Source organism: Mycobacterium sp. 1081908.1 (genome assembly GCF_001673535.1).
GTDB lineage: Bacteria > Actinomycetota > Actinomycetes > Mycobacteriales > Mycobacteriaceae > Mycobacterium.
This window is the reverse complement of the sequence record NZ_LZLY01000058.1, coordinates 19,747-45,695: the sequence shown is the minus strand read 5'-3', so window position 1 is coordinate 45,695 and position 25,949 is coordinate 19,747. Positions and strand designations below refer to the sequence as shown.

The 25,949-nt window shown below is 69.8% G+C and carries 25 protein-coding genes; 15 read left to right on the top strand and 10 right to left on the bottom strand.

The window, feature by feature from the left end:
* Window positions 1-10 precede the first annotated feature (10 nt).
* Window positions 11-490 (bottom strand): bacterioferritin, encoded by a 480-nt coding sequence (gene bfr, locus A5655_RS08665; protein ID WP_067008324.1) that lies wholly within the window; start codon window positions 488-490, stop codon window positions 11-13.
* Between the two features lie 239 nt (window positions 491-729).
* On the opposite strand from bfr, the gene A5655_RS08660 reads away from it, so the two are divergent.
* Window positions 730-909, top strand: a complete 180-nt coding sequence (locus tag A5655_RS08660) for a bacterioferritin-associated ferredoxin (protein WP_067008254.1) — start codon at window positions 730-732, stop codon at window positions 907-909.
* Window positions 910-913: 4 nt separating this feature from the next.
* On the opposite strand, the gene A5655_RS08655 is transcribed toward A5655_RS08660, so the two are convergent.
* Genes A5655_RS08655 through A5655_RS08640 form a run of 4 tightly spaced genes read right to left on the bottom strand, consistent with a single transcriptional unit; the run spans window position 914 to window position 3,803 of the window.
* Complete coding sequence (locus tag A5655_RS08655) at window positions 914-1,663, bottom strand: enoyl-CoA hydratase/isomerase family protein (protein WP_067008251.1); 750 nt, start codon at window positions 1,661-1,663, stop codon at window positions 914-916.
* A 23-nt stretch (window positions 1,664-1,686) separates the two neighbouring features.
* Window positions 1,687-2,130, bottom strand: coding sequence for a TIGR03618 family F420-dependent PPOX class oxidoreductase (locus A5655_RS08650; protein WP_067008248.1), 444 nt, complete (start codon window positions 2,128-2,130; stop codon window positions 1,687-1,689).
* Between the two features lie 9 nt (window positions 2,131-2,139).
* Window positions 2,140-2,841 (bottom strand): hypothetical protein, encoded by a 702-nt coding sequence (locus A5655_RS08645; protein WP_067008245.1) that lies wholly within the window; start codon window positions 2,839-2,841, stop codon window positions 2,140-2,142.
* A 26-nt stretch (window positions 2,842-2,867) separates the two neighbouring features.
* Entirely contained in the window at window positions 2,868-3,803 is a 936-nt protein-coding gene (locus A5655_RS08640) for a hydrogen peroxide-inducible genes activator (RefSeq protein ID WP_067008241.1), read from the bottom strand.
* A 101-nt stretch (window positions 3,804-3,904) separates the two neighbouring features.
* Between A5655_RS08640 and A5655_RS08635 the strand changes: the two genes are divergently transcribed.
* Genes A5655_RS08635 through A5655_RS08625 form a run of 3 tightly spaced genes read left to right on the top strand, consistent with a single transcriptional unit; the run spans window position 3,905 to window position 6,320 of the window.
* Window positions 3,905-4,492, top strand: coding sequence for a peroxiredoxin (locus A5655_RS08635; RefSeq protein WP_067008238.1), 588 nt, complete (start codon window positions 3,905-3,907; stop codon window positions 4,490-4,492).
* Between the two features lie 10 nt (window positions 4,493-4,502).
* Window positions 4,503-5,039 (top strand): alkyl hydroperoxide reductase, encoded by a 537-nt coding sequence (locus tag A5655_RS08630; RefSeq protein WP_067008234.1) that lies wholly within the window; start codon window positions 4,503-4,505, stop codon window positions 5,037-5,039.
* A 3-nt stretch (window positions 5,040-5,042) separates the two neighbouring features.
* Window positions 5,043-6,320: an alpha-amylase family protein gene (locus tag A5655_RS08625; RefSeq protein ID WP_067008232.1), complete on the top strand. Its 1,278-nt coding sequence runs from the start codon at window positions 5,043-5,045 to the stop codon at window positions 6,318-6,320.
* 139 nt (window positions 6,321-6,459) lie between these two features.
* Here the strand turns inward: A5655_RS08625 and A5655_RS08620 are convergent, their stop codons facing one another.
* Entirely contained in the window at window positions 6,460-6,897 is a 438-nt protein-coding gene (locus tag A5655_RS08620) for a DUF1810 domain-containing protein (RefSeq protein ID WP_067008226.1), read from the bottom strand.
* A gap of 18 nt (window positions 6,898-6,915) precedes the next feature.
* Between A5655_RS08620 and A5655_RS08615 the strand changes: the two genes are divergently transcribed.
* From A5655_RS08615 to A5655_RS08590, 6 genes are all read left to right on the top strand, one after another.
* On the top strand, window positions 6,916-8,160 hold the full coding sequence (locus A5655_RS08615) for an alpha-hydroxy acid oxidase (protein WP_067008224.1): 1,245 nt from the start codon (window positions 6,916-6,918) through the stop codon (window positions 8,158-8,160).
* 82 nt (window positions 8,161-8,242) lie between these two features.
* Window positions 8,243-10,555: an endopeptidase La gene (lon, locus tag A5655_RS08610; RefSeq protein ID WP_067008221.1), complete on the top strand. Its 2,313-nt coding sequence runs from the start codon at window positions 8,243-8,245 to the stop codon at window positions 10,553-10,555.
* Window positions 10,556-10,770: 215 nt separating this feature from the next.
* On the top strand, window positions 10,771-11,241 hold the full coding sequence (locus A5655_RS27050) for a hypothetical protein (protein WP_082978561.1): 471 nt from the start codon (window positions 10,771-10,773) through the stop codon (window positions 11,239-11,241).
* A gap of 109 nt (window positions 11,242-11,350) precedes the next feature.
* On the top strand, window positions 11,351-11,683 hold the full coding sequence (locus A5655_RS08600; RefSeq protein ID WP_067008218.1) for a TfoX/Sxy family protein: 333 nt from the start codon (window positions 11,351-11,353) through the stop codon (window positions 11,681-11,683).
* A gap of 42 nt (window positions 11,684-11,725) precedes the next feature.
* Window positions 11,726-12,361, top strand: coding sequence for an endonuclease (locus A5655_RS08595; RefSeq protein WP_067008215.1), 636 nt, complete (start codon window positions 11,726-11,728; stop codon window positions 12,359-12,361).
* 7 nt (window positions 12,362-12,368) lie between these two features.
* On the top strand, window positions 12,369-13,094 hold the full coding sequence (locus A5655_RS08590) for a DUF72 domain-containing protein (RefSeq protein WP_067008208.1): 726 nt from the start codon (window positions 12,369-12,371) through the stop codon (window positions 13,092-13,094).
* Between the two features lie 6 nt (window positions 13,095-13,100).
* Here the strand turns inward: A5655_RS08590 and A5655_RS08585 are convergent, their stop codons facing one another.
* The 3 genes from A5655_RS08585 to A5655_RS08575 form a co-directional block, all read right to left on the bottom strand.
* Window positions 13,101-15,224: an NAD-dependent epimerase/dehydratase family protein gene (locus tag A5655_RS08585; protein WP_067008207.1), complete on the bottom strand. Its 2,124-nt coding sequence runs from the start codon at window positions 15,222-15,224 to the stop codon at window positions 13,101-13,103.
* 109 nt (window positions 15,225-15,333) lie between these two features.
* Complete coding sequence (locus A5655_RS08580) at window positions 15,334-16,818, bottom strand: acetyl-CoA acetyltransferase (RefSeq protein ID WP_067008206.1); 1,485 nt, start codon at window positions 16,816-16,818, stop codon at window positions 15,334-15,336.
* A 126-nt stretch (window positions 16,819-16,944) separates the two neighbouring features.
* Window positions 16,945-19,341, bottom strand: a complete 2,397-nt coding sequence (locus A5655_RS08575) for a CoA transferase (protein ID WP_067008205.1) — start codon at window positions 19,339-19,341, stop codon at window positions 16,945-16,947.
* Between the two features lie 161 nt (window positions 19,342-19,502).
* Between A5655_RS08575 and A5655_RS08570 the strand changes: the two genes are divergently transcribed.
* Window positions 19,503-20,405, top strand: a complete 903-nt coding sequence (locus tag A5655_RS08570; RefSeq protein ID WP_067008204.1) for an undecaprenyl-diphosphate phosphatase — start codon at window positions 19,503-19,505, stop codon at window positions 20,403-20,405.
* Between the two features lie 17 nt (window positions 20,406-20,422).
* Complete coding sequence (locus A5655_RS08565; RefSeq protein WP_067008319.1) at window positions 20,423-21,229, top strand: acyl-CoA thioesterase domain-containing protein; 807 nt, start codon at window positions 20,423-20,425, stop codon at window positions 21,227-21,229.
* On the opposite strand, the gene A5655_RS08560 is transcribed toward A5655_RS08565, so the two are convergent.
* Window positions 21,196-21,717: a GNAT family N-acetyltransferase gene (locus A5655_RS08560; protein ID WP_067008321.1), complete on the bottom strand. Its 522-nt coding sequence runs from the start codon at window positions 21,715-21,717 to the stop codon at window positions 21,196-21,198. The two genes, A5655_RS08565 and A5655_RS08560, sit on opposite strands and share 34 nt — an antisense overlap.
* Before the next feature lie 109 nt (window positions 21,718-21,826).
* Here A5655_RS08560 and A5655_RS08555 point away from each other — a divergent pair, with 109 nt between their 5' ends.
* The 3 genes from A5655_RS08555 to A5655_RS08545 all read left to right on the top strand — a co-directional run bounded on the left by A5655_RS08555 (window position 21,827) and on the right by A5655_RS08545 (window position 25,946).
* Window positions 21,827-22,675: an SDR family oxidoreductase gene (locus A5655_RS08555; RefSeq protein ID WP_067008202.1), complete on the top strand. Its 849-nt coding sequence runs from the start codon at window positions 21,827-21,829 to the stop codon at window positions 22,673-22,675.
* Window positions 22,676-22,713: 38 nt separating this feature from the next.
* The gene (locus tag A5655_RS08550; RefSeq protein ID WP_067008199.1) at window positions 22,714-25,101 is read left to right on the top strand and encodes a phosphoketolase; all 2,388 of its coding nucleotides are present in this window, start codon (window positions 22,714-22,716) and stop codon (window positions 25,099-25,101) included.
* Between the two features lie 104 nt (window positions 25,102-25,205).
* The gene (locus A5655_RS08545; RefSeq protein ID WP_067008197.1) at window positions 25,206-25,946 is read left to right on the top strand and encodes a CPBP family intramembrane glutamic endopeptidase; all 741 of its coding nucleotides are present in this window, start codon (window positions 25,206-25,208) and stop codon (window positions 25,944-25,946) included.
* The last annotated feature ends 3 nt before the right edge of the window (window positions 25,947-25,949 follow it).

Genomic DNA, 25,949 nt, shown 5'->3' with positions numbered 1-25,949 from the left:
AATCAGGGCGTCAGCTCGGCGGCCGCGACACGCACTGCGCCGAGTAGAGCTCCTCGCCCAGCTTTTCCATCAACTCCAGCTGGGTCTCCAGGTAGTCGATGTGGCTTTCCTCGTCGGCGACGATCTTCTCCAGGAGGACGGCGCTGGTGCTGTCCTGCTTCTCCCGGCACATGATGATTCCGGGCTTGAGCCGGTCCATCACCTCGTACTCGATGGCCAGGTCGGCCTCGAACTGCTCGCGCAGCGTCTGGCCGACGCGCAGCGAAAAGAGGCGCTGGTAGTTCGGCAACCCGTCGAGCAACAAGATGCGGTCGGTGATCTCCTCGGCGTGCCGCATCTCGTCGAACGACTCTTCGCGGGTCTTCGCGGCCAGCTCGGTGAAGCCCCAGTTGTCCTGCATCTTCGAATGCAGAAAATACTGGTTGATCGCGGTGAGCTCGCTGGTCAGTTGCTCGTTGAGCAGGCGCAGCACGTCCGGATCACCTTGCATGGTCACTCCTAGCGTCTGAGGGCTGTCACGTCTGGCCGCGGCGGCGGGCTGGGCTGAAACACCGGGCGCTAGCAGCACTTTGCCATGCCGATTTCGAATCTTCCAGCAAGGTTTGGCTGGGCTCAGTGCGTGTCGGGGGTCACCTACCTGGGGTTAGGCGTCGCTAACCTACTTAGGGTAGACTTCGCTAACATGCGGCTGGTTCGCTCGGCTTGTGCCCGCGCCCGAGGGGTGCGCTGATGTACGTATGCCTGTGCGTCGGGGCCACCAACCAGACCGTCTCGGACGTCGTCGCGCAGGGGGCATCGACCTCCAAGGAGGTCGCCGAGGCGTGCGGGGCCGGGGGCGACTGCGGGCGCTGCAGGCGCACCCTGCGCGCGATCATTGCCGCGTCGCGCCAATTTGAGCCCGCTCAGTAGCCGGTTAGCGCTTGTTGAAGTCCGCCAGGGCCGCGGCGTTGGCCTGGGCGCCCATCAGTTCGGCGAAGTGAGCGTTCTCGCGCGCGCTCGCCGCGGCGATTTCGGGACGGACCGGTTCCATCATCGTGTGCTTGACGGCCATCAGGCTCGAAATAGGCCGGGCCGCAAGGATTTCCGCGTGCCGGCGCGCCTCGGCTAGCAGCTCCTCCGGGTCGCAGACCCGCCAGACCAGGCCCATCCGCAGCGCCTCGTCGGCGTCGACCCACTCCGAGGACATCAGCAGCCACGCGGCGTTTTGCCGGCCCACCAGCTGCGGCAGCAGGTACGACGAGGCCGCCTCGGGTGCCACGCCCAGGCTAGTGAAGGGGCACTTCAGCCGCGCCGTCGACGACATGAACGCCAGGTCGGCGTACCCGAGGATGGTCGCGCCGATCCCCACGCCCACGCCGTTGACCGCGCAGATCAGCGGCTTGGGGAACGCGGCGAGCGCGTCGATCAGGCCGGGAAATCCGTGCTTTCCGGGGGTGAAGCCCGGGTCGGTGATGCGCGCCTGCATCTCGGCGAGGTCGGTGCCGGCGCTGAAGCCGCGGCCCGCGCCGGTCAGTAGGACGACGGCGACGTCGGGATCGTCGGCGGCCGCCAGCAACGCCTCCGCCGTCGCGTCGTACAGCGCTTCGTTGAACGCGTTGAGCGCCTCGGGCCGGTTCAGCGTGAGGGTGCGCACCCGGTTCTTGTCGTCGATCTGCAGCGTCACGGCTGCAGCCTAACGGGTGCGGTTCAGCCGTTGCTGTAGACGCGGGTCGGCGCGATCAACACCACCGCGCGACGCTCCTTGGCCATCACCCGGTCGTACTCGTCCCAGTCGTCGTGGGTGCCGCCGGCGGCGGCGAAGACCTCGCGCAGCAGCAGCCGCAACTGGTCGGCGTCTTTCAGCCAGGCCGCCGCGTCGTCCGGGCCGGCGAGCTCGGCGCGGCCCTCGACGGTCGCCCACTGCCAGCCGTTCTTGAACGTGACGGCCAGTTGCGGGCGGGCCCGCAGGTTGGCGAGCTTGACCTTGCCGTACGTGGTGAAAGCCAGGCAGGGCTCACCGGTGGCCGGGCTCGGCAGCAGCCCGACGTTGACCAGCGAAGCCTGCACGGTTTCGTCGGCGCGAATCGTCGAGACCACGGCCAGACCGCTTTCCCCTTTGGCGAGCGCCACCGCGTCGTCGAGCGTTGTCATGAGCGGTCCTCAATCCCGAAATGGTGTCCTGAACACGTAGCGGCTGGTCGGCACGGTGTCGATGTTCTCGTTCGCGCCGAATGCAGTTGTGCTGGCGACCATCCGGCCGAGCCGGTGTTGCAGGTCGTCGTCGTCGGCGGCACCGAAGAAGGCCTTGAGATCGGTGATCGCCTCCTCGGGGAACAACTCCTCGACGATGCCCGCGATTCCCGGGGCGTCCCGGGTGAGGGCCCGCACCACCCAGTTCTGGGTGTAGCCGAACGTCGACTGCGTCTCGATGGCCACCGAGGTGTGGTCCCCCTGCCAGCGGGCCAGCCAGGTCGCCTGGTCCAGATGCGCGGGGCGTCGCAGCAACGCGATGTTGGCCAGACCCGTTGTGCGACAACCGGGTTCGGTCGGCGGCGCGGCCAGCGGAACCGACTCGGTCACCAGGTAGGCGGCCAGCTGGTCGCATTCCTGGGCGAGGAACTTCAGCGCCGCCTGCGCCTGGTCGCCATAGCATTGCTGGGTCCACATGCTAACCACCGCGGCCGCCGGCGGGTCCATGGTCGTCAGCGTCATCAGCGAGTGACGCACCGCGCCGTCCCGAACGTTCACCTGGAGGCCGAACAGGCCCAGTTCCAACAGCGCGTCGGCGACGTGACCCCGTTGCCGGGCGCACCAGTCGTCGTCCGGCTCCGAGCGCATCAGGACCGCGATCACCTTTTCCATGCGCCGAACTTACCGCCGGCGGACGACTATTTGACCGGCTGTACCTGGTGTTGCTGGCCGATCAATTTGCCGATCGTCGCCGCCAGTTGCCGGTAGGACTCGTCGCGGCCGCTCGAGGAGCGAAACACCAGGCCGATCCGCCGGCCCGGGCGGGGCGCGGCGAACTGCGCGAGGCCGAGCCGGCTCCTGGCGGCCTCGACCGGCACCGCGCTCTGCGGGATGAGGGTCACCCCCAGCCCGCCGGTCACGCACTGCACCGCGGTGGCCAGCGACGCGGCGCGGGTGTTGGCCAGCTCCGCCCGAACGCCGGCCTTCTGGCAGACGTCCAGCGCCTGGTCGCGCAGGCAGTGGCCCTCGTCCAACAGCAGCAGCGGCAGCTCGGCCAGCGCGGTCGCCGGCACCCGGCGCTTGCCGGACAGCGGGTGCCCGGGCGGCAGCGCGAGCACGAAATCCTCGTCATAGATCGGGACGGCGGTCAACCCGACAGCGTCCGCCGGCAACGCGATCAGCGCTGCGTCCAGCGCCCCCTCGCGCAGCAGCCGCAGCAGCCGTTCGGTTTGGTCCTCGACCACCCGCAACGTGAGCGACGGCAGTTGTTCGGCCAGCCCGGCCAGCACCGTCGGCAGCACGTAGGGCGCCACGGTGGGGATCATCCCCAGCCGCACGCCGGCCTGCAGCGGATCGGACGCGCCCGCGGCGGCGGCACTGAACGCGTCGACGGCGTCGACCACGGCCTGGGCGCGGGGCAGGAGCTGCGTGCCCTCCGTAGTCAAGAAGACACGCCGGGTCGACCTTTCGATCAGCTGCGTGCCCAGACCCGCCTCCAGCGCCGCCAGCGCCTGCGAGAGTGTCGACTGGCTGACGCCGAGAGTTGTTGCGGCGCTGCTGAAGTGCTGCTTTTCGGCCACCGCGACGAACGCGCGGAGACCGGCGATGGTCGGCTGATAGGTCTTATCGGGCATGCCAATAAGTATAGTGTGATATATCACCTTTACTTCAAATCGGCGGGGCGGCATCATGGTGACAGACGGCTAATTTTGAATAATTCCAGTTAAGGAGCGGCATGTCCCTGCTGACGATCGGCGATCAATTCCCCGCCTACCAGCTCACCGCGCTGATCGGTGGCGACCTGTCGAAGGTCGACGCCAAGCAACCCGGCGACTACTTCACTACCATCACCAACGAGGACCACAACGGCAAGTGGCGCGTTATCTTCTTCTGGCCCAAGGACTTCACGTTCGTGTGCCCGACGGAGATCGCGGCGTTCGGCAAGCTCAACGACGAGTTCGAGGACCGCGACACACAGGTGCTCGGTGTCTCGATCGACAGCGAGTTCGTGCACTTCCAGTGGCGCGCGCAGCACGAAGACCTCAAGAAGCTGCCCTTCCCGATGCTTTCGGACATCAAGCGGGAGCTTTCGCTGGCCACGGGCGTGCTGAACGCCGACGGAGTTGCCGACCGGGTCACGTTCATCGTCGATCCGAATAACGAAATCCAATTCGTCTCGGCGACCGCCGGATCCGTGGGGCGTAATGTCGACGAGGTGCTGCGAGTGCTGGACGCGTTGCAATCCGACGAGCTGTGCGCGTGCAACTGGCGCAAGGGCGACCCGACGATCGACGCCGGCGAGCTGCTCAAGGCATCGGCATAAAGGGGGCGGGATGAGCGTCGAAAACCTCAAGGCCGCGCTGCCCGAGTACGCCAAGGACCTCAAGCTCAACCTGGGCTCGATCACCCGCAGCACCCTGCTGAGCGAGGAGCAGCTGTGGGGCACCCTGCTGGCCAGCGCCGCGGCCACGCGAAACACCCAGGTGCTGGCCGAGATTGGTGCCGAGGCGGGCGACTACCTGTCGGCCGAGGCGTACCAGGCGGCGCTGGGGGCCGCGTCCATCATGGGCATGAACAACGTGTTCTACCGGGGCCGCGGCTTCCTGGACGGCCAGTACGACGATCTGCGGGCCGGGTTGCGGATGAACATCATCGCCAATCCGGGTGTGGACAAGGCGAATTTCGAGCTGTGGTCCTTCGCGGTGTCGTCGATCAACGGGTGTTCGCACTGCGTGGTCGCGCACGAGCACACGCTGCGCGAGGCGGGTGTGGATCGCGAGGCCATCCTGGAGGCGCTGAAGGCCGCGGCGATCGTCGCGGGTGTGGCGCAGGCGATCGTCGCCTCCCAGACGCTGACCGCCGTCGGCTGACCAGTGACCACGCCAGCCTGGGTAGAGCACGCGATTTGGTGGCAGGTCTATCCGCTGGGGTTCGTCGGGGCATTTCCGCAGTCCGAGCCGCCGCAGCCGAGCCAACATCGGCTGCGGCGGCTCGTCGACTGGTTCGACCATGCCATCGCGCTGGGGGCGTCGGGCGTCGCGCTGGGGCCGATATTCGCCTCGCGCACACACGGTTACGACACCACCGATCACTACCGGATCGATCCCCGGCTCGGTGACGACGGCGACTTCGACTACCTCGTCGAGCAGGCCAAGCGCCGCGGGCTGCGCATCCTGCTCGACGGCGTGTTCAATCACGTCGGCGTGGACTTTCCGCGCTATCGCGACGAGGCGCCGGGCTGGTTCAGCGGCGGCACGTTCGAGGGCCACTCGGAACTGATCACGCTCAACCATGACAACCCCGAGGTCATCGACTACACCGTCGACGTGATGACGCACTGGCTGCGTCGCGGCGCCGACGGCTGGCGCCTGGACGCGGCATACATTGTGCCGGAACAATTCTGGGCGTCGACGCTGCCGCGGGTGCGCGAGCAGCATCCCGATGCGTGGTTCGTCGGCGAGCTCATCCACGGGGACTACGCCGCGGTGGTCGAGGCGGCCAAGTTCGACTCGGCGACCCAGTACGAGCTGTGGAAGGCGATCTGGAGCAGCCTCAACGACGGCAACTTCTTCGAGCTGGACTGGGCGCTGCAGCGCCACAACGCGTTTCTGGCCGGCTTCGCCCCGCTGACGTTCATCGGCAATCACGACGTCACCCGCATCGCCAGCCGGCTCGACCGACCCGAGCACGTGGCCCACGCGCTGGTGATCCTGCTCACCGTCGGTGGGGTGCCCAGCGTGTACGCCGGTGACGAGCTCGGATTCCGCGGCATCAAGGAAGAGCGGTACGGCGGCGACGACGCGGTTCGCCCCGAGTTCGATACTCCCCCACTGGAATTGGATGAGTTCGGCGCGCAGATGTGGGCCTTGCACCAGTTCCTCGTCGGGCTGCGCCGTCGCCATGCCTGGCTGCATGGGGCCTCGACGACTGCGTTGCGGCTGGAAAACCGGCACTACGTCTACGAGACCCGCAGCGGTGACAACGCGCTGCTGGTCGCGCTCAACATCGGCGACGAGCCGATGCGCCTCGCGCTGCCGGGCGTGGGCTGGCCGCGCGCACAGGTCGTCGCCGGGTCGTCGGCGCCGCCACCGGAAGTTCTCGACGCGGTGGTAGTCGAGCCGCACGGCTGGCGGATCCTAAGCCCGGCCTAGCTGTCCCGGGAGCGCCTTGCGGGCTTGACTGTGCGATGAGGGTTTTCAGCGTGCGCTCCGGGCGGGATTTCGCCGAATTCTCCGCCCCGGGCTCACACGCAAGGGCCGCGATTCACACTCAACGCCCGAAAGGCCCGGCCTAGGGGTCTGTCAGCCGCGCCAAGGTCAGAGGGTCCTCCTGGCCGTAGAAGTAGTTGTCGAGCAGGGTGACGAAGTCGTGGTTATCGTCGGTCGCGTGGGCGAACAGCGTCATCGACGAGCGCAGCTTGAGGTCATCGGGCGAACCGAAGATGTCGATGATCGAGCGGTCCTGCACCTCGTTGACCAGCTGAGTGCACTCGTGTAGTCGCGGCCCCAGGAGCTCATGCTGCAGATAGGCGCGGGCTTCCTCGAGCGACGTAATGCCGTAGCGGGCCGCCATTGGACTGCTGCCCAGACCGCGCAATTGTGGGAAGACGAACCACATCCAGTGACCGCGTTTTCGTCCGTCGCGCAGCTCTTCCACGGCGGTGCGGTAGATCCCGGACTGGGCCGACACGAAACGTCTCAGATCGAATGGGTCGCTTGCCGATGCCACACGACTACGGTTGCACACATGGCCGTCAAACGACGAGTGCCCAAGGCGCGCGATCTGGCGCCGCTGATCCAATTCAAACGGCCGCAGCTCGACCCGACCAAGCGCCGCCTGGCCGCCGCGTACACCATCGAGGACCTGCGCCGCATCGCCAAACGCCGCACCCCCAAGGCGGCATTCGACTACACCGACGGCGCCGCCGAGGACGAGCTGTCCATCGCGCGGGCCCGACAAGCGTTCCGCGACATCGAGTTTCACCCGACCATCCTGCGCGACGTCTCCAACGTAACCGCCGGATGGGATGTGCTGGGCCAGCCGGTCGTGCTGCCGTTCGGGATCGCGCCCACCGGATTCACCCGGCTGATGCACACCGAGGGCGAGATCGCCGGCGCCCGTGCGGCCGCGCGGGCGGGGATCCCGTTCTCGCTTTCCACCCTGGGCACCACGGCGATCGAAGATCTGGTCAACGCGGTTCCCCAGGGCCGCAAGTGGTTCCAGCTGTACATGTGGCGCGATCGGGAGCGCTCGATGGCGCTGGTGAAGCGCGCGGCCGACGCGGGCTTCGACACCCTGCTGGCCACCGTCGACGTCCCGGTCGCCGGTGTGCGGCTGCGCGACAACCGCAACGGCATGACGATCCCGCCGACGCTGACGCTGCGCACCGTGCTGGACGCGGTGCCCCACCCGAAGTGGTGGTTCGACCTGCTGACCACCGAGCCGCTGGCGTTCGCGTCGCTGGATCGCTGGTCGGGCACCGTCGGCGAATACCTCAGCACGATGTTCGACCCCAGCCTGACCTTCGACGACCTGGAATGGATCAAGGCCCAATGGCCCGGCAAGCTGGTGGTCAAGGGGATCCAGACGCTCGACGATGCCCGCGCCGTCGTCGACCGCGGCGCCGACGGCATCGTGTTGTCCAATCACGGTGGGCGCCAGCTGGATCGCGCCCCGGTGCCGTTTCACCTGCTGCCCACGGTCGCCCGCGAGCTGGGCAAGCACACCGAGATCCTGGTCGACACGGGCATCATGTCCGGCGCCGACATCGTCGCGGCTATCGCGCTGGGCGCGCGGTGCACGCTGGTCGGGCGCGCCTACCTGTACGGACTGATGGCCGGCGGCGAGGCGGGCGTGACCCGCGCCATCGAGATCCTGCAGAGCGGGGTGACGCGGACGATGGCGCTGCTGGGCGCGACCTGCCTCGAGGAGCTTTCGCCCAAGCACGTGACGCAGCTGCGCCGGTTGGGGCCCGTTTCGCCGCCAGCGTAAAGCCGGTGTGAAGGCCGCGGTCCCGGGAACAAACCGGTGGCGGGCTGGGTTAAGCGCATCAGACTCAACTTTTGGAGGATTGATGGCTGAAGCCAAGTCCGTGCCGGTGTTGTTCACCGGGACGATCGTGTTGCCCGGAATGGTGGTGCCGATTGCGCTGGACGACGCCGCGCGGGCGGCGATCGACGCCGCGCAGGCCAGCGAGTCGGGCCAGCTGCTGATCGCTCCCCGGCTGGACGACCGGTACCCGACCCACGGCGTGATCGCGAAGATTCTGCAGGTCGGCCGGATCGCGGGCGGCGGCACCGCCGCCGTCGTGCGTGGCGAGCGCCGGGCACACATCGGGGCCGGCGCGTCGGGACCCGGTGCCGCGCTGTGGGTCGAGGTGACCGAAGCCCCGGAGCCGGAGCCGACCGACGAAATCAAGGCCCTGGCCGCGGAATACAAGAAGCTGCTGCTCGCCATGCTGCAGCGCCGCGAGGCCTGGCAGATCGTCGACTACGTCAACAGCCTGACCGATCCGTCGGCGCTGGCGGACACGTCCGGGTACGCGTCCTACCTGACCGACGTGCAGAAGCGTCAGCTGCTGGAAACCGTGGACGTGGCCGAGCGGCTGCGAGTCCTGATCGACTGGACCAGCTCGCATTTGGCCGAGGTCGAGGTCAACGAGAAAATCGCCGAGGACGTCCGCGACGGCATGGAGAAAACGCAGAAGGAGTTCCTGCTGCGCCAGCAGCTCGCGGCCATCCGCAAGGAGCTGGGCGAGGGCGAGCCGGACGGGTCCGATGACTACCGGGCCCGCGTCGAGGCCGCCGACCTGCCCGAAAAGGTGCGCGAGGCCGCGCTGCGCGAGGTCGGCAAGCTGGAACGCGCCAGCGACCAAAGCCCGGAGAGCGGCTGGATTCGCACCTGGCTGGACACCGTGCTCGACCTGCCCTGGAACGTGCGGACCGAGGACTCGACCGACCTGACGGCGGCGCGGGCAATCCTGGACGCCGACCACCACGGGCTGGACGACGTCAAGGACCGCATCGTCGAATACCTGGCCGTTCGCACGCGCCGGGCGCAGCGCGGGCTGCAGGTCGTCGGCGGGCGTGGCTCCGGCGCCGTGATGGTGCTGGCCGGTCCCCCCGGCGTCGGCAAGACGTCGCTCGGCGAGAGCGTGGCCCGGGCGCTGGGCCGCAAGTTCGTGCGCGTCGCCCTGGGCGGCGTGCGCGACGAGGCCGAGATCCGCGGGCACCGGCGCACCTACGTGGGCGCGCTGCCGGGCCGGATCGTGCGCGCGATCGGCGAGGCGGGGTCGATGAATCCCGTTGTGCTGCTGGACGAGATCGACAAGGTCGGCTCCGACTACCGGGGCGACCCGAGCGCGGCGCTGCTCGAGGTGCTCGACCCGGCGCAGAACCACACGTTCCGCGACCACTACCTGGATTTGGACCTGGACCTGTCCGATGTGGTGTTCCTGGCGACCGCCAACGTGATCGAGAACATCCCGTCGGCCCTGCTGGACCGCATGGAGCTGGTTCAGATCGACGGCTACACCGAGGACGACAAGGTCGCCATCGCGCGCGATTACCTGCTGCCCCGGCAGCGGGAACGGGCGGCGCTGAACGACGACGAGGTCGCCGTCACCGACGCCGCGCTGCGCAAGATCGCCGCGGATTACACCCGCGAGCCGGGGGTTCGGCAGTTCGAACGGCTGCTGGCCAAGGCGCTGCGCAAGGTGACGACGAAGATCGCCGACGAGCCGGTGACCATCGACGAGCCCGATTTGGTTGGCTACCTGGGCCGTCCGCGGTTCACCCCGGAGTCTGCCGAACGGACCGCGGTGCCCGGCGTGGCCACCGGCCTGGCCGTGACCGGCCTGGGCGGCGACGTGCTCTACATCGAGGCGGGCGCCACCGACGGCGAGCCCGGCCTGCAGTTGACCGGTCAGTTGGGCGACGTGATGAAGGAATCGGCGCAGATCGCGCTGTCCTACGTGCGCTCGCACGCCGCTGAGCTGGGCGTCGACCCCCAGGCGCTGGACCGGCGCATTCACGTGCACGTGCCCGCCGGTGCGGTGCCCAAGGACGGCCCTTCGGCCGGCGTCACGATGGTCACCGCGCTGGTGTCGATGGCCACCGGGCGCCAGGTGCGCAGCGATGTCGGCATGACCGGCGAGGTCACGCTGAACGGGCGGGTGCTCCCGATTGGCGGCGTGAAGCAGAAGCTGCTGGCCGCCCAGCGTGCCGGCCTGTCAACGGTTTTCATCCCGTCGCGCAACGAGCCGGACCTGGACGACGTCCCGGCCGAGGTGCTCGCCGCGCTGGAGGTGAAGCCGATGACCGACGTCGCCGAGATCGTCGCGCAGGCGCTCGAACCCGTGCCGCAGGCCGCGACCGTCGCCGCCTAGGGGCGTTGGCTGCCGATCGCTTGTCGAACAGCTGGCAGTCCGCTGGCAATAAATTGCCGCGAGCGTGTTTTCGTCTCTCCCGTCCCGGGTAGCCGAGGAACCAGGGGGTTATCCCCTGTGCCTCGGCCCAAACCCGGAGCTGGGGAAACAACGGAACAACACCGTCAATGCTGGTGTGCTGCGCGCGTCGCAGCCAAGCTGGACAAGGAGTTCACATGAAGCTCAACAAGATCGCCGCCACCGCCGCGATGGCCGGTGGCCTCGGATCTGCGGCCCTTATCGGCGCCGGTTTCGCGCAAGCCGATCCCGGCCCGAATGTGCCGGGACCGGGCCCCAACGTGCCGGGCCCGAACGTGCCGGGCCCGGGGCAGGTGCCGGGCCCCAACCTGCCTGGACAACCGATTTGTAACGGCGGACCGGGCGTCAACTGCAACGGGCCGGGCACGCCGCTTCCCCCGGGCCAGAACAATTTCCCGCCGCCGGGGCACTACAACGACCCGGGCAGCTACGGGCTCCCGGCCACCTGGATTCCGCCGGTTGGTGACCCTGACGGCACCCAGCTTCCGGTCGTGTTCAACCCGCAGCTGGGCCAGTGGGGCGTCAACACGTCTGCCGGCTTCCAGGCGTACACGCCCGCGGGCGGGGCCGGAGGCAACGTGAACGGCGGCGTCGGAACGCCCGGCTAAAACCGGTCCCTAAAAGCCGGAATGTGGCAGCCGCCCCCGAAAGGGGGCGGCTGTTTCCCTGCAAAATTACGGCTCGGCGCTTGTCGTACCTCGGGGTTAAGGTCGGCCCATGGCCTACGACGAAGACCTGGCCAACCGGATCCGCGAACTGCTCGGCGCCCAGCGCGGCGTCGAGGAAAAGCGAATGTTCGGTGGTCTGGCGTTCTTGATCAACGGCAACATGTCGGTCGCCGCCAGCGGGCAGGGCGGACTGCTGGTGCGGGTGCCGCCGGAGGACACCGACAAACTGTTGACGCGCGCCCACGTCGGCCCCATGGTGATGGCGGGCCGGGAGGCCCGCGGCTGGCTGCGCGTCGACGCCGACGGAGTGCGAACCAAACGGCAACTGCAGGATTGGGTCACCCGGGGCGCCGGCTACGCCCGCGGCCTGCCCCCGAAGTGACAGCAGCCGTTTGCCCGAAGACGGCGCGGGTAAGCGGTGCCTGTGGACAAGCGCGAGGAAGTGGTCCGCCGGCTGATCAAAGTCGCCGGCACAACGTACGCGGCCGAGGCCGGCGTCAAGATCCGCGACAAGCCGATGCCACTGTTCCAGTTGCTGGTGCTGTGCATGCTCGCCAGCAAGCCGATCGACGCCGCCATCGCGATGAGCGCCGGCCGTGAATTGTTCAAGGCGGGCCTGCGCTCCCCCAAGGCCGTCCTGGCCTCCGACCGGCGCAGCACGATCGGCGCGTTCGGCCGCGCCCACTACGTGCGGTACGACGAGAGTTCGGCCACCCGGCTCACCGACATGGCCGAGCGGGTCCGCGACGAGTATCACGGCGATCTGCGCGAAATCGCGGGAAGCAGCCGCCACGACGTCGCCGCGGCGAAACGGATGCTGAAGAAATTCAACGGAATTGGCGACACCGGCGCCGACATCTTCCTGCGTGAGGTGCAAGACGTCTGGCCCTGGGTGCGCCCGTACTTCGACGACCGCGCCACCGCGACGGCCAAGAGATTGGGCCTGCCCGCGCAGCCGGCGAAGCTGGGAGCCCTTGCGCCCCAGGCTAATTCACGGCTGGCGGCCGCGCTCGTCCGGGCGTCGCTGGACGACGACGTGCGCCGGCGGGTGGCAGGTTGAGCCGGCATTGACCGTACGGATCGGTACCTCCGGATGGTCCTACAACCACTGGGCGGATGTCCTCTATCCGACCGGTTTGCCCTCGGCGCGCCGGTTGGCCCGCTACGTCGAGGTCTTCGACACCGTCGAACTGAACGCGAGTTTCTATCGGTGGCCCAAGGATTCGACGTTCGCCGGTTGGCGCGATCAGCTGCCCGACGGATTCCGGATGTCGGTCAAGGCGCATCGCGGGCTGAGCCACTACCGCCGGCTATCCTCCCCGGAACCATGGATCGAGCGGTTCGAGCGCTGCTGGCAGCTGCTGGGCGACCGCCGCGGGGTGCTGCTCGTCCAGCTGCACCCCGAGCAGCAGCGCGACGACGCGCGCCTGGACGCCTTCCTGGGTCAGGTGCCCGAGCCCATCCGGGTGGCCGTCGAGCTGCGCCACCCGTCCTGGAACGAGCCGGCCGTGTACGACTTGCTGGCACGCCGCCGCGCCGCGTACGTGGTGATGAGCGGCGCCGGGCTGGCGTGCGTGCCGCGCGCCACCACGGATCTGGTGTACGTGCGGATGCACGGCCCGGATCAGGAGGCGATCTACGCCGGTTGCTACTCGCACGACGACCTGCGGCGCTGGGCCGACCGGATCGGCGAATGGGACGGCGAGGGCAGGGACGTGTGGATGTATTTCAACAACGATCTGGGCGGCCACGCCGTGCGCAACGCGCTGTTCTTGCGCGGGCTGGTGGGTTGATGCCGGTCAGGCGTCGTCCCGCTGGTCGACGGGGGCCCAGGTCCCGTCGATCACGTCGGGCGGGCGCTGCACCTGCAGCCGCTCCCGTTCGGCGCGGCGGCGCTTGACGCGCAGCCGAGCGTCGGCGGGCATGGTGACCAGCTCGTCGCAGGTGAGGTAGTAAACGTCGTCGACGGCGTCGAGCAGGTCCGCCGTGACCCGTCGAGACCCCAACTCGCGCAACGTCATCCGCAGTTCGTGGGTGAACCGGATGGTGGTGTCGTGGGCCAGCTCGCGCGAGCCGCGCGCGTTGGCGGCCACTCGCCGCACGAGCGTCGGCGGCCGGGCCGGCTCGGTGACCGCCGCGGCTTGCGCCACCTCGGCGGCCGCCGTCAGCAGCATCGCCGGGTCGTCGCTGAACACCGGGCCGGCCAGCTCGGCCTCCCCCGGCCCGCGGTGCCCGATCCTGGCGACGGCGGCGTCGAGGGCGCCGGCGGTGTCGGGAGACAGGGCGCGGATGCTGCCGATGTTGCCCTCGGCGGCCAGCGCGCACAACGGCGGATCGCTTCGCAACGCCGCCGCCAGCTGGGCGGTCTCGGCCGCGATGCGGGTGCTTTCCATCATCATGCCCAGCCCCGACACCCGGGAGGCGGCACGCGTGGGTTCCAGCGCCGCCGCGGTGACGCCCGAATCGATCAGCCACAGCGCCGTGAGGATCCAGCCCTGGTGGATGCGATCCCGCAGCAGCGGCACCCGAACCTCGAGCGCGGCGTCCGGCAGCGCGGCCAGCTGCCCGGCGTCGGCGTGTTCGGCAGTCGCGGCCGCGCCGTAGGCCATCGTGTCCCGCTTGAGGTGGCGCATCACCGTCAGCGAGCGCGCCGTCACGACCGCCTTGGCGAGCGACCCCAGCGCCCCCTCGGCCAGCTTCGGTTCGCCGAATGGCAGGACGTCGCCCACCTGCGGCTGGTCGGCCAGGGCGTGCCGGGCGACGGCGTGCTGGTCCCATCCGGGCAGCTGGGTGGCGGCGACGACGTTGGCCGACACCCCGACGTAGGCGCGGTGGCCGAAGACCGCGATCGCCCGGCTGCTCCACTCGTCGTCGACCACGCCGCCGAGCGCGAGCACCTGGCCCATCACCCGGCTGGCCGTGCGCAGCCCGCTGAGCTGAACGTCGAGCGTTATCGGGGTCAGCGGACCGGGCAGCGCCTCGGCCAGGCGGGCCGCGCTGAAGACCGGAAACCGGGGATCGATCCGGTCGTCGAACTCACCCTCCATGCCGTCCGGGGCCGCGCTGCGCAATTCGTCGGACGGACGGGGCCGCGGCAGGACCTCGACCGGGAGCGCCACCTGGCCGCCGTGGCTGAGGGCGCCGTCGGGAAGGAGCCGCCGCCCGGCGAGGCCGCGGGCGGTGTCGGCGACCGCATCGAGCGCTTGCCAGCCGAATTCGAAACCCCAATCCTCTTGCACCGCAGTGATATCCATCTTGGGGATCAATTTCGGCCAGCTGCGAACGCCGTTCAGTCGCGAACGCGGGCCGACCGCTCGCAGCAGGCGCCACGCGGTGACCACGTTGGTGGTGTCCGGGGTGGCGAGGTCCACCGCGCCGGTGCGGTCGGTGTCCAGCGAGAAAACCAGGAACCGCACCAGGTCGTCGACGTGCAGGACGCGCATCGGCCGGGTCGAGGCCGCGGAAATCTTGGTGCGCAGCAACGTCGCCACGGTGCGGCACACCATCCAGTCGAGCTGGCGGCCGGCCGGCGGCGCGATCCGGACGACCAGGCTGGGCGCCCAGCTCGTGGACACCAGCTCCTCGGCGGGTCGATACAGCTCCGGCCGGCCGGCGGCCTGGGACACGAACAGCAGCCGCGCGCCGGCGCGGGCGGCCGCGTGGGTCACATGGGCGACCCCGTCGATGTCCGCGCCGCCGGGGGCGCTGATGTCGACCGGGGCCAGGTGGATCACCGCGTCGGCTTCGTCGGCCAGGTCTTGCAGGACGGGGTCGGTCAGCGGCGCGCAAACTAACCCGACGGCGGGGTCCAGGCAGGGATGGGGATGCTCGGCAATCCCGCTGACCGTGTGCCCGGCAGCGATCAGCTGCCGTGCGACCAGCCGCCCTATTGCGCCGGTGGCGTCGGTAACCAGGACGTGCACCTGGGCTCACCTCCCCCAACGTCCAACCCGACAATAGGCAAGTTGGTGTCCCTTACGCGACCGTTGCCCCGTTTTGGGGTCTTTTGGCTATGGCGATGTAGCCGGCCGGTTACCGCAGCGCCGCGATGCCGTCCGGGGTGACGGCAACCTTGGCGCCACCGATGTCCTCGCACACGGTCGCTGCGGCGGCGCCGGGATCGGCGATGACGGCCAGGGTGCGGGCCCCGTCGGGCGTGCGCACCGCCACGAACGCCTTCTCGGGTCGCCCGTCGCGGTCGACCGGTGTGGTCCACGCTTCGACGGTCCCGACGCCGTCCCACTCGACCAGGCCCTCGCGGGTGGGCTCGCGGTCCACCGCCGGCTGCGCGTCCTCCCAGCGGAATTCGGCCGGCGGCTCGGTGCTGTAGACGCCGAAGCTGTGTTTGGTCAGGTAACCGCCGTTGCCGGTGATGAGGCCCCGGCGCCCGGGGTGGGCCGCCAGCAGCTCGGCCATCGTGGCGATGGAATGCATCACGTAGTTGCTCCACGGGCCGCCCGCGAAGGTCAGCCCGCCGGTAACGGTGAGCGGGCGGGCCGGGTCGTCGAGGCGCAGCCCGAGCTCGGCCGCGGCGACCTGAACGGCGGAGGGGAAGCAGGAGTACAGGTCGACGTAGTCGACGTCGTCGATCCCCAGGCCGGCCAGCTGCAGCGCCCGGGCGCCGGCGATCCGGATGGCCGCCGAGCGGTGCAGCTCGTCGCGCTCGGCGATGGACGGGGTGTCGTGCGCGTCGGCGCCGGCGTGGGGGAAGACCCACCGGTCGGCGGGGACGCGCAGGCGCTGCGCTTGTTCGACCGACGCCAGGACCAGCGCGGCGCCCTGGTCGACCATGTTGTTGGAGTTCATCAGCTTGGTGTAGGGCCAGCTGATCATCCGGTTCTGCGGCCCGGGCCGCCGGATTTCCTCGGCGGTCACCGGTTTGCGGATCCACGCGTGCGGGTTGTCGACCGCGACGGCGTTGAACCGCGCCCACAGTTCGCTGATGCGCTCGAGGTGGTCGTCGACGGATTCGCCGCTGGCGACGCGAAGCGCCTGCTCGAACAGCGGGTAGACGAAGGCCGGCAGGTTCAGGCCGCTCTTCAGCTCCGCCTCGCCGAACATCGGCACGTCCTCGCCGATGACCTCGGCCGCCGGCAGGGACTCGTCCTGCACGGTCCACTCGAGCCTGCCGCCCTTGGCTTTGAGGCCCCGGCGGGTGCGCCAGGTTTCCGCCCCCGCGAGCAGCACGACACCGGCCCGGCCGCGCTGGATGTCCAGGCAGGCGTGGTTGACCAGGGACTGCGGGACGTTGCCCCCGACGGGGCTGTACCGGGTGGTGAAGCCCGTGGCGCCGAGCCGCTCGCCCAGCAGCAGCGCGGGGTCGCGGTAGTGCGCCGACAACACGTTCACCACGCGGATGGAGTCCACGGCCTCGATCACCCGGGCGTCCGCGGCCTGCCGGGCCGCGGCGGCCATCAGGTCCACCGGTTCGACCGACCGCGTGGCGGGGTCGATTTCGTCGCGGTGGTTGACCTGGCCGTAGCCGATCAACACCGGTGTCCTGGGATCGACGGTCATGCGACGAATTTAGCGTGGCTATGGATCCGGCCGGCGTTCGGCATCCAACGTGCGGCCAGCCGCACGCTCGGCAGTCAACGTGCGGCCAGCCGCACGCTCGGCGCCACGTCGGGAATGCCAGCCGAACTAGTCCGCGGTCGCGAACAGCACGCCGTCGCGGATCAGCCGCTCGGTCTCTTCCGCGCTCATCCCGAGCAGATTCCGGCAGATCTCGCGGGTGTCCTGGCCCGGCAGGGGCGCCGGGCGTTGTGGGGCCGGCGGGATGTGCTGAAACGGCGCGGGGCCCGTCTCCGCGGGCATCGGGCGCTCGATCAGCGGATGGGTCATGGCGATGAACAGTTTTCGCTCGATCAGCTGGGGGTCTTCGAGGATGTCGGGCGGGCGGTTCATCGGTCCGGCGGCGACCCCGGCCGCCTGCAGCAGCTCGGCGTTGCGCGTCGGGGTGCGGGTGCGAGTCCAGGCCGACACCAGCTCGACCAGCTCGCGGCGGTTGGCCAGGCGCGACTCGCCGGTCGCGAACCGCGGGTCGTCGGCCCATTGCGGATGGTCGACAAGGTCTGCGAGGCAGCGCCATTCGTCGTCCGAGCCGATGGAGATGACGCACCATTCGTCGTCGCCCGCGCACGGATACACCGCGTGCAGGCTGGTGTCGTGGCGGATTGGGCCGATGCCCGCGGCCAGCGCGGCCTCGGTGACGTACAGCGTGTCGAGCTGGTTGATCACGACCTCGGCCTGCGAGACGTGGACGTGGGCGCCGCCGCCGGTGCGGTCGCGATGGATCAGCGCGGCCAGCGCGGCGATGGCGCTGACCCGCCCGACGACGTGATCGGGGAAGATCGTCGTCGCGTCGTAGAAGGCGTGCCGCCGGGTGCCGGCCTCGTCGACCGCGTCCTGCGACGTCCACAGCCGGGTGACCCCGGTGGCGGCGCGGACCAGCGGACCGTAGCCCAGCCGGGTGCGCCAGGGGCCGCCGTTGCCGTAGGCGCTGCTGCCAGCGAGCACGATCCGCGGGTTGACGGCGCGCAGCGCCTCGTAGTTAAAGCCTAGGGCGGTAAGGGTTCCCGGCTTGAAGTTGGCGAACACCGCGTCGGCCTCGGCGACCAGCCGGCCGAAGATGGACTTGCCCTCGGCGCTGCGCAGGTCCAGGCCCAGGCCGAGGTGATTGCGGTGGGTCCACGCGAACGACTCGCTCATGGCGTCGCCCGCGCGGGCCTGCCGCAGCCCGTCGGGATAATCGGCGCTTTCGACCTTGATGACCTCGGCGCCGAGGTCGCCGAACAGCCGGCTCAGCTCGCCGCCCGCGACGATGATGCCCAGGTCGAGGATCCGCAGCCCGGTGAGCGGATAGTCGCCGACCCTGCCCGACGGCGCCCGCACCAGCACCGGGTTCCCGCGCCAATACGGTTCGTCCTGCCCCGTGGCCGGGGCCGGCGTGCGGAAACCCGCGCGCTGCCCGTCGACGACGAAATATCCGGTGGGCACGCTGGTCCGAACCCGCGGCAGCAGCTCGGCCTCGGTGATGGCGCCCACCTCTTGGAAATGCTCGGCGCCCAGCACCCAGGACGGCGGCAGCACCGCGGCGATCGGCACCCCGTGCGCCTGCCCCGCGGCCACCAGGTCCTTCATCGTCCGGTCGGCGAACAGCGCCTGCGCCAGCACGCTGATCTCGGGCCAGGCCGCCATCCGGGCCCCGATCTCGTCGTATTTGGGGTCCTGAAACTCCTCGGGCTCCCCCAGCCAGCGACGCAACCCCCGCCACTGCCGCGGCGCCATCACGCACAACCGGACGTACCCGTCCTTGCACGGGCAGATCGGGTAGGCGTCCTGGTTCTTCGGGCGCCCGCGCCACCGCCCGCTGTGGCGGACCCCGGCGGCGACCTGCCCGTGCGCGCCGAACGCCGGGTCGAGCGCCATCACGACGGCGTCGAACCGCGAGAAGTCGATGTAATCGCCTGTGCCGCAGCGCAACCGGTTGTAGTAGGCGACGAGCGCCGCCCACGCCGCCTGCACGGCGGCGGTGGCCGAGGCGATGCCGTCCGGCGGCAACACCGGGGTGCCGGTGGTCGGACCCGAACGCGACAACGCGCCGCACATCGCGAACAACACCGCGTCGGTGGCACGCCACGCCGACCGCGGCCCCGTCTCGCCGAAGTCGGTGACCGACAGCACCACGAGATGCGGGTAGCGGGCCGCCAGCTCCGCGCCCGATATCCCGAAGGCGCCGACGTGTCCGGCCAGCCCGCTGTCCACGACGATGTCGGCCTCGGCGGCCAGGTCCAGGAACCGTGCGCAGTCGCTGTCCTCGAGCGGGTCCAGCACCGCGGCCCGCTTGTTCGCGTTGTGCAGCGCGAACGGGATGCTCGCGCCGGCCAGCGCCGGCAGGTCGTCGCGCCCCAGGCTGCCACCGGGGAATTCGGTCTTGAGGACGTCGGCGCCGAGATCGGCGAACAGGCGGCTCACCGCGTCGGCGCTGCCGCTGGACAGGTCCAGCACGCGCACGGTTTCGAGCAGCCCCTCCGCCATCCGCCCACCGTACCTGCCTGGTCAGCGGCCACCCGCGAGCACTTGTCCGGCGGCCAAATGCGCAGCCGCCCAAGCCGGTTCGTGCGCGAATTCGGACCCGCTACGCTCGGTAGTTCTTGCCGGTTCTCGCCCACGATCCCGGATGGAGGCGTCCCCACCCAATGACCGCGCAGTTGAGCTACGTCGAGGCGGTGGTAGTCGGCGCGTTCCAGGGCGTCACCGAGCTGTTCCCGGTCTCCAGCCTCGGGCACTCCGTGTTGGTGCCGGCGCTGGTCGGTGGGCAATGGGCCCGGGACCTCAACGTGTCCACCCCCGAATCGCCGTACCTCGCGTTCATCGTCGGCCTGCACGTCGCCACCGCCGCCGCGCTGCTGGTGTTCTTCTGGCGGGACTGGTTGCGGATCGTCGCCGGCTTCTTCGCCTCGCTGCGGTACCGCCGGATCCAGACGCCCGACGAGCGGCTGGCCTGGCTGATCGTCGTCGCCACGATCCCGGTGGGCCTGGCCGGGGTGGCCCTCGAGCACCTGTTCCGCACCACGCTGGGCAAACCCATTCCCGCGGCGGCATTCCTGTTGCTCAACGGCATCGCGCTGTATGCCGGCGAGGTGCTGCGCCGCCGCGTCTCGCCGACCGGCGACGAAGAGCACGAGGACCACCGCGGCGAGGCCATCGACAACCGGCTGGCCCAACTGCCGATGGCCCGCGGGCTGGTGATCGGCTCGTCCCAGATCTTGGCGCTGCTGCCCGGCATCAGCCGCTCCGGCATCGCGATGGTGGCCGGCCTGTGGCGCGGGCTCTCGCACGAGGACGCCGCCCGCTTCTCGTTCCTGCTCGCCACGCCGATCATCCTGGCGGCCGGCGTCTACAAGATTCCCGACCTGTTCGGGCCGCTGGGGGCCGGGATCGGCGGCCAGGTGCTGGCCGGCAGCGTCGCCTCCTTCGTCTGCGCCTACCTGGCCGTGCGGTTCCTGACCCGGTACTTCCAGACGCGCACCCTCACGCCGTTCGCCGTCTACTGCGCCCTGGTGGGCGGCGCCAGCCTGGTGTGGCTGAGCCTGCAATAAGCATGGGTGGCGACGAGATGGCTCGGGCGATCTTCGTTCCCGACGGTGGGTTCTACGTGCCCACGGCGCTGGCCGCCGGACCGTGGGGCCCGTATGTCGCGGGCCAGAACGTCGGCGGATTGTTGTGCCGGACGATCGAACGCGATTTCGGTGATCCCGACTTCCAATTGGCCCGCCTGACAGTCGATTTGCCTCGACGCGCCCTGTTGCAACCATGCGCGGTCACGACCACGGTGCACCGGGACGGCGGACGCGTCCGGCTCGCCGACGCCGTCTTGACGCAGGCCGACACCGCGGTCGCGACAGCCAGGGCGGTTTTCCTGCGCCTCGGCGAGCAGCCCGACAACACGATTTGGTCGTCTCCGGTCTCGATGCCCGCGATCCCGCGCACCCCGAGCCCGGTGCCCGAGGACTACCCGCTGCACGTCTGGGCCTTCAACAGCGACGAGCCCGACCGAACCGAGTGCGATTTCTCTGCCCTGCAGCAGGCATGTCAGAAGTTCCTGTGGGTGCGTTTCGTGGTGCCGCTGATACTCGGCGAGGATGCCACCCCGACGACGCGCGCGGCGATGGCCGCCGATGCCACCAGCGCGGTCTGCCAGTACGGGACCAACGGACTGCACTTCATCAACGCCGACTACACGCTGGCGCTGGTCCGCCCGCCCGATGGGCCGTTCGTCGGGCTGGCCGCCATGACCCAGTGCGGCCACGCCGGGTTGGCCAACGGCGTCGCAACGATGTTCGACCAGCACGGTCCGATCGGCAACTGCCTGGCCACCGGCATCGCCAATCACGGCTTTCCGCAGACGAACAGGCAGCGGTAGCGGACCTGGCGCGCGGCCGCGTTTCCGAAATACGTTGTGCGGCAAGCGCCGTCGAAATGCCACCCGTCCCGTTCGTAGAACCGCCGCGCCGGGGTGTTGCCCTCCAGCACCCACAGCAGCGCGCCCGCGACGCCGGCCGCGCGGAGCCGCGCCCGCGCGGCCGCCATCAGCAGCCGCCCGACGCCCCTGCGCACGTGCGCGGGATCGACGTAGATCGCCATCAGCTCACCGAAATTCGGGAACTCCGTCTCGCGGCACAGCCCCGTGGTGGCCAGGCCGCGGATCGCGGACCCGTCGACGGCGACCATGGTCGACGGCAGCCGGAGCCCCATCCGACCGAACGTGTATCGGTCGGCGAAGAACTCGGGCGTGAGGCCGTCGAGGAAGTCCTGGGCGATCAGGCCCCGGTACGCCGACCGCCACGACCGCACCTGCACCCGGGCCACCTCGTCGGCGTCCCCCGGGACGGCCGCCCGCACCTCGGTCACGGTTGTGAGTATCGGCGTGTTCGGCGCCATTTGCGCGGCGCCGCGTCGAGTGCTGTGCTTACCCCATCGCAAACCTGACACCCGTCAACTTTTTTTGGGAGGACCCACCATGGCAGATGCGGCATCGATCGGCCTGAAGGTCCGCGACAAGGTGATCGTGATCACCGGTGGCGCCCGCGGGATCGGGCTGGCGACCGCGACCGCGCTGCACAACCTGGGCGCCAAGGTCGCGATCGGGGACATCGACGAGGTCCGGGTCAAGGAGTCGGGCGCCGCGCTCGGCCTCGACGTCTACGGGAAACTCGACGTCACCGACGCGCATTCGTTCGGCGACTTCCTCGACGAGGTCGAGCGCCAGCTGGGGCCGATCGACGTGCTGATCAACAACGCCGGCATCATGCCCGTCGGCCGGATCATCGACGAGCCGGACGCGGTCACGCGGCGCATTCTCGACATCAACGTCTACGGCGTCATCCTGGGCAGCAAGCTGGCGGCGCAGCGCATGGTCCCCCGCGGATCGGGGCACGTCATCAACGTCGCCTCGCTGGCCGGCGAGCTCTACATCGTCGGGCTGGCCAGCTACTGCGCCAGCAAGCACGCGGTGATCGCGTTCACCGACTCGGCGCGGCTGGAGTACCGCCCGGCCGGGGTGGAGTTCTCCACGGTGTTGCCGACGTTCGTCAACACCGAGCTCGTCGCCGGGACACCCGGCATGAAGGGATTCCGCAACGCCGAGCCCGCCGAGATCGCCGAGGCGATCGTCGGGCTGGTGGCCCACCCGAAGCCGCGGGTGCGGATCACGAAGGCCGCCGGCGCGATGGTGGTGTCCCAGAAATTCTGGCCGCGCAGGCTCGCCGAGGGGCTCAACCGCCTGCTCGGCGGCGACCACGTCTTCACCGACGACGTCGACGTCGAGAAGCGCAGGGCCTACGAGGCGAGGGCCCGGGGCGAAGAGTAGAGGGGCGTCGTTCAGCTGAGGCGGGGACAATCGGCGGGGTGACTGTACAAACCTCGACCACCAATGTCGCAGCCCTCCCCGACGACGAGCTTGCCCTCATCGACAAGTATTGGCGCGCAGCCAATTACCTCTCGGTCGGACAGATCTATCTGCTGGACAACCCGCTTTTGGCCGAACCGTTGTCGTCCGAGCACGTCAAACCCCGGCTGTTGGGTCACTGGGGCACCACGCCCGGACTCAACCTCATCTATGCGCACCTGAACCGGGTCATCCGCAACCGCGACGCCAGCGTCATCTACGTCACCGGGCCCGGGCATGGCGGGCCCGGGCTGGTCGCCAACGCGTACCTGGAGGGCACCTACAGCGAGGTGTACACCGGCATCGAGGAGGACGCCGAGGGGCTGCGGAAGTTGTTCCGGCAGTTCTCCTTTCCCGGCGGCATCCCCAGCCACGTCGCGGCCCAGACGCCGGGATCGATCCACGAGGGCGGCGAGCTCGGCTACGCGCTGGTGCACGCCTACGGGGCGGCGTTCGACAACCCGGACCTGGTGGTGGCGTGCGTCGTGGGCGACGGCGAGGCCGAGACCGGCCCCCTGGCCGCCGGCTGGCACTCCAACAAGTTCCTGAACCCGGTCACCGACGGCGCCGTGCTGCCCATCCTGCAGCTCAACGGCTACAAGATCGCCAACCCGACCGTGCTGGCCCGGATCCCCCACGCCGAACTCGAATCCCTGCTGCGCGGGTATGGCTACCGGCCCATCACCGTCGCCGGGGACGACCCGGCCAACGTGCACCAGCAGCTGGCCGCCGCGCTCGACGACGCGTTCGACGACATCGCCGCCATCCAGCGCGCCGCCCGCACCGGCGGCCGCACCGACCGACCCGTCTGGCCGATGATCGTGCTGCGCACCCCGAAGGGCTGGACCGGTCCGAAGGTGGTGGACGGCAAGAAGGTCGAGGGCACCTGGCGGGCGCACCAGGTTCCGCTGGCCGAGACCCACGACAATCCCGCGCACCGCGCGCAGCTGGAGGAATGGCTGCGCAGCTACCGGCCCGAGGAGTTGTTCGACGGCAACGGCGCGCTGCGCCCCGAGTTGCGCGCGCTGGCGCCGCGCGGCGATCGGCGGATGAGCGCCAACCCGCACGCCAACGGCGGGCTGCTGCTGCACGACCTCGACCTGCCGGACTTCCGCGACTACGCCGTCGCGGTGCCGCAGCCGGCGGCCGAGACGCACGAGGCCACCCGGATACTGGGCACCTTCCTGCGCGACGTGATCGCCCGCAACTCCGATCGATTCCGGCTGATGGGTCCCGACGAGACCGCCTCCAACCGCCTCGACGCCGTCTACGGGTCGACCGACAAGGTGTGGCTCTCCGAGATCGGCCCTGACGACGAGCACCTCGCGCCCGATGGGCGCGTGATGGAGGTGCTCTCCGAGCACCTGTGCCAGGGCTGGCTGGAGGGCTACCTGCTGACCGGGCGGCACGGGCTGTTCAACTGCTACGAGGCGTTCGTGCACATCGTCGACTCGATGCTCAACCAGCACGCGAAGTGGCTGGCCACCAGCCGGGAGCTGCCGTGGCGGCGGCCGATCGCGTCGCTGAATTACCTGCTGACCTCCCACGTGTGGCGCCAGGACCACAACGGCGCGTCGCACCAGGACCCCGGGTTCATCGACCTGGTCGCGAACAAGCGGGCCGAGCTGACGCGGGTGTACCTCCCGCCCGACGGCAACACGCTGCTCTCGGTGGCGGACCACTGCCTGCGCAGCCGCAACTACGTCAACGTGATCGTCGCCGGCAAGCAGCCCGCGCTGGCCTACCTGGACATGGACCAGGCCATCGCCCACTGCGCGCGCGGCCTGGGCATCTGGGAGTGGGCGAGCACGGCCACCGCGGAGCCCGACGTGGTGCTGGCCTGCGCCGGCGACATCCCGACGCTGGAGACCCTGGCCGCCGCCGACATCCTGCGGCGCGAGCTGCCCGGCCTGGCCGTGCGGGTGGTCAACGTCGTCGACTTGATGCGGCTGCAGCCCGACTCCGAGCACCCACATGGCTTGCCGGACAGGGAGTTCGACGCGCTGTTCACCCGCGACAAGCCGGTCATCTTCGCCTACCACGGTTACCCGTGGCTGATCCACCGGCTCACCTATTCCCGCGCCAACCACGCGCACCTGCACGTGCGCGGCTTCAAGGAGCGCGGCACCACGACGACGCCGTTCGACATGGTGATGCTCAACGACCTCGATCGGTTCCACCTCGTCATGGACGTCATCGACCGGGTCGACGGGCTGGCCAGCCAGGCGGCCGTGCTGCGCCAGCGCATGGTCGACGCCCGCCTCGCCGCCCGCGCCTACACCCGCGAGCACGGCGAGGACGACCCGGCGATCTCGGGGTGGACCTGGGAATCCGAGACGCCGAACTGACCGCGAGCGTGTGCAGAATGACGGCCTTGTCGGCGTGTCCCTGTACAAACGCGCACGCTCGCGCGGAACGGATGTGGGCGCCGGGCCGCGGGTAAACTTGCCGGATGCCCGACGCCACCGCTGCCGCACAGCCGTCGGCGCTACACCGGTTCCGCATCCATCTCGACATCGTCGTGGTGGTCGCCGTGCTAGTGCTCACCAACCTCATCGCGCACTTCACCACGCCGTGGGCGAGCATCGCGACCGTCCCGGCCGCCGCCGTCGGGCTCGTCGCGTTGATGCGCTACCGCGGGCTGGGCTGGACGGATCTCGGGCTTGGCCGCGAACACTGGAGGCCCGGGCTGGCGTACGCGCTGGGCGCCGTGGCGGTCGTGGCGTCGGTGATCGCGATCGGGATCGTGTTGCCGGCGACCCGGCCGATGTTCCTGAACAACCATTACGCCACGATCTCCGGCGCGCTGATCGCCTCGATGGTGATCATCCCGCTGCAGACCGTGATCCCGGAGGAGCTGGCGTTTCGCGGCGTGCTGCACGGCGCGCTGAACCGCGCCTGGGGTTTTCGGGGGGTGGCGCTGGGCGGGTCGCTGCTGTTCGGCCTGTGGCACGTCGCCACCTCGCTGGGGCTCACCAGCAACAACGTCGGCTTCACCCGGCTGTTGGGCGGCGGGTTCGCTGGGATGGTGGCCGGGGTGACGCTGGCGGTGCTGGCGACCGGGGCGGCCGGCTTCGTCTTCAGCTGGCTGCGCCGGCGAAGCGGCAGCCTGATCGCGCCGATCGCGCTGCACTGGTCGCTGAACGGGCTCGGCGCCCTGGCCGCGGCGCTGGTCTGGCACCTGTCGACCTGAGGC

Excerpts from the sequence above, each read along its gene's own strand:
- bfr (WP_067008324.1), bottom strand. The coding sequence starts at position 490 with ATGCAAGGTGATCCGGACGTGCTGCGCCTGCTCAACGAGCAACTGACC.
- A5655_RS08660 (WP_067008254.1), top strand. The coding sequence starts at position 730 with ATGTACGTATGCCTGTGCGTCGGGGCCACCAACCAGACCGTCTCGGAC.
- A5655_RS08650 (WP_067008248.1), bottom strand. The coding sequence starts at position 2,130 with ATGACAACGCTCGACGACGCGGTGGCGCTCGCCAAAGGGGAAAGCGGT.
- A5655_RS08645 (WP_067008245.1), bottom strand. The coding sequence starts at position 2,841 with ATGGAAAAGGTGATCGCGGTCCTGATGCGCTCGGAGCCGGACGACGAC.
- A5655_RS08640 (WP_067008241.1), bottom strand. The coding sequence starts at position 3,803 with ATGCCCGATAAGACCTATCAGCCGACCATCGCCGGTCTCCGCGCGTTC.
- A5655_RS08635 (WP_067008238.1), top strand. The coding sequence starts at position 3,905 with ATGTCCCTGCTGACGATCGGCGATCAATTCCCCGCCTACCAGCTCACC.
- A5655_RS08630 (WP_067008234.1), top strand. The coding sequence starts at position 4,503 with ATGAGCGTCGAAAACCTCAAGGCCGCGCTGCCCGAGTACGCCAAGGAC.
- A5655_RS08615 (WP_067008224.1), top strand. The coding sequence starts at position 6,916 with ATGGCCGTCAAACGACGAGTGCCCAAGGCGCGCGATCTGGCGCCGCTG.
- lon (WP_067008221.1), top strand. The coding sequence starts at position 8,243 with ATGGCTGAAGCCAAGTCCGTGCCGGTGTTGTTCACCGGGACGATCGTG.
- A5655_RS27050 (WP_082978561.1), top strand. The coding sequence starts at position 10,771 with ATGAAGCTCAACAAGATCGCCGCCACCGCCGCGATGGCCGGTGGCCTC.
- A5655_RS08600 (WP_067008218.1), top strand. The coding sequence starts at position 11,351 with ATGGCCTACGACGAAGACCTGGCCAACCGGATCCGCGAACTGCTCGGC.
- A5655_RS08580 (WP_067008206.1), bottom strand. The coding sequence starts at position 16,818 with ATGACCGTCGATCCCAGGACACCGGTGTTGATCGGCTACGGCCAGGTC.
- A5655_RS08575 (WP_067008205.1), bottom strand. The coding sequence starts at position 19,341 with ATGGCGGAGGGGCTGCTCGAAACCGTGCGCGTGCTGGACCTGTCCAGC.
- A5655_RS08570 (WP_067008204.1), top strand. The coding sequence starts at position 19,503 with ATGACCGCGCAGTTGAGCTACGTCGAGGCGGTGGTAGTCGGCGCGTTC.
- A5655_RS08565 (WP_067008319.1), top strand. The coding sequence starts at position 20,423 with ATGGCTCGGGCGATCTTCGTTCCCGACGGTGGGTTCTACGTGCCCACG.
- A5655_RS08555 (WP_067008202.1), top strand. The coding sequence starts at position 21,827 with ATGGCAGATGCGGCATCGATCGGCCTGAAGGTCCGCGACAAGGTGATC.
- A5655_RS08545 (WP_067008197.1), top strand. The coding sequence starts at position 25,206 with ATGCCCGACGCCACCGCTGCCGCACAGCCGTCGGCGCTACACCGGTTC.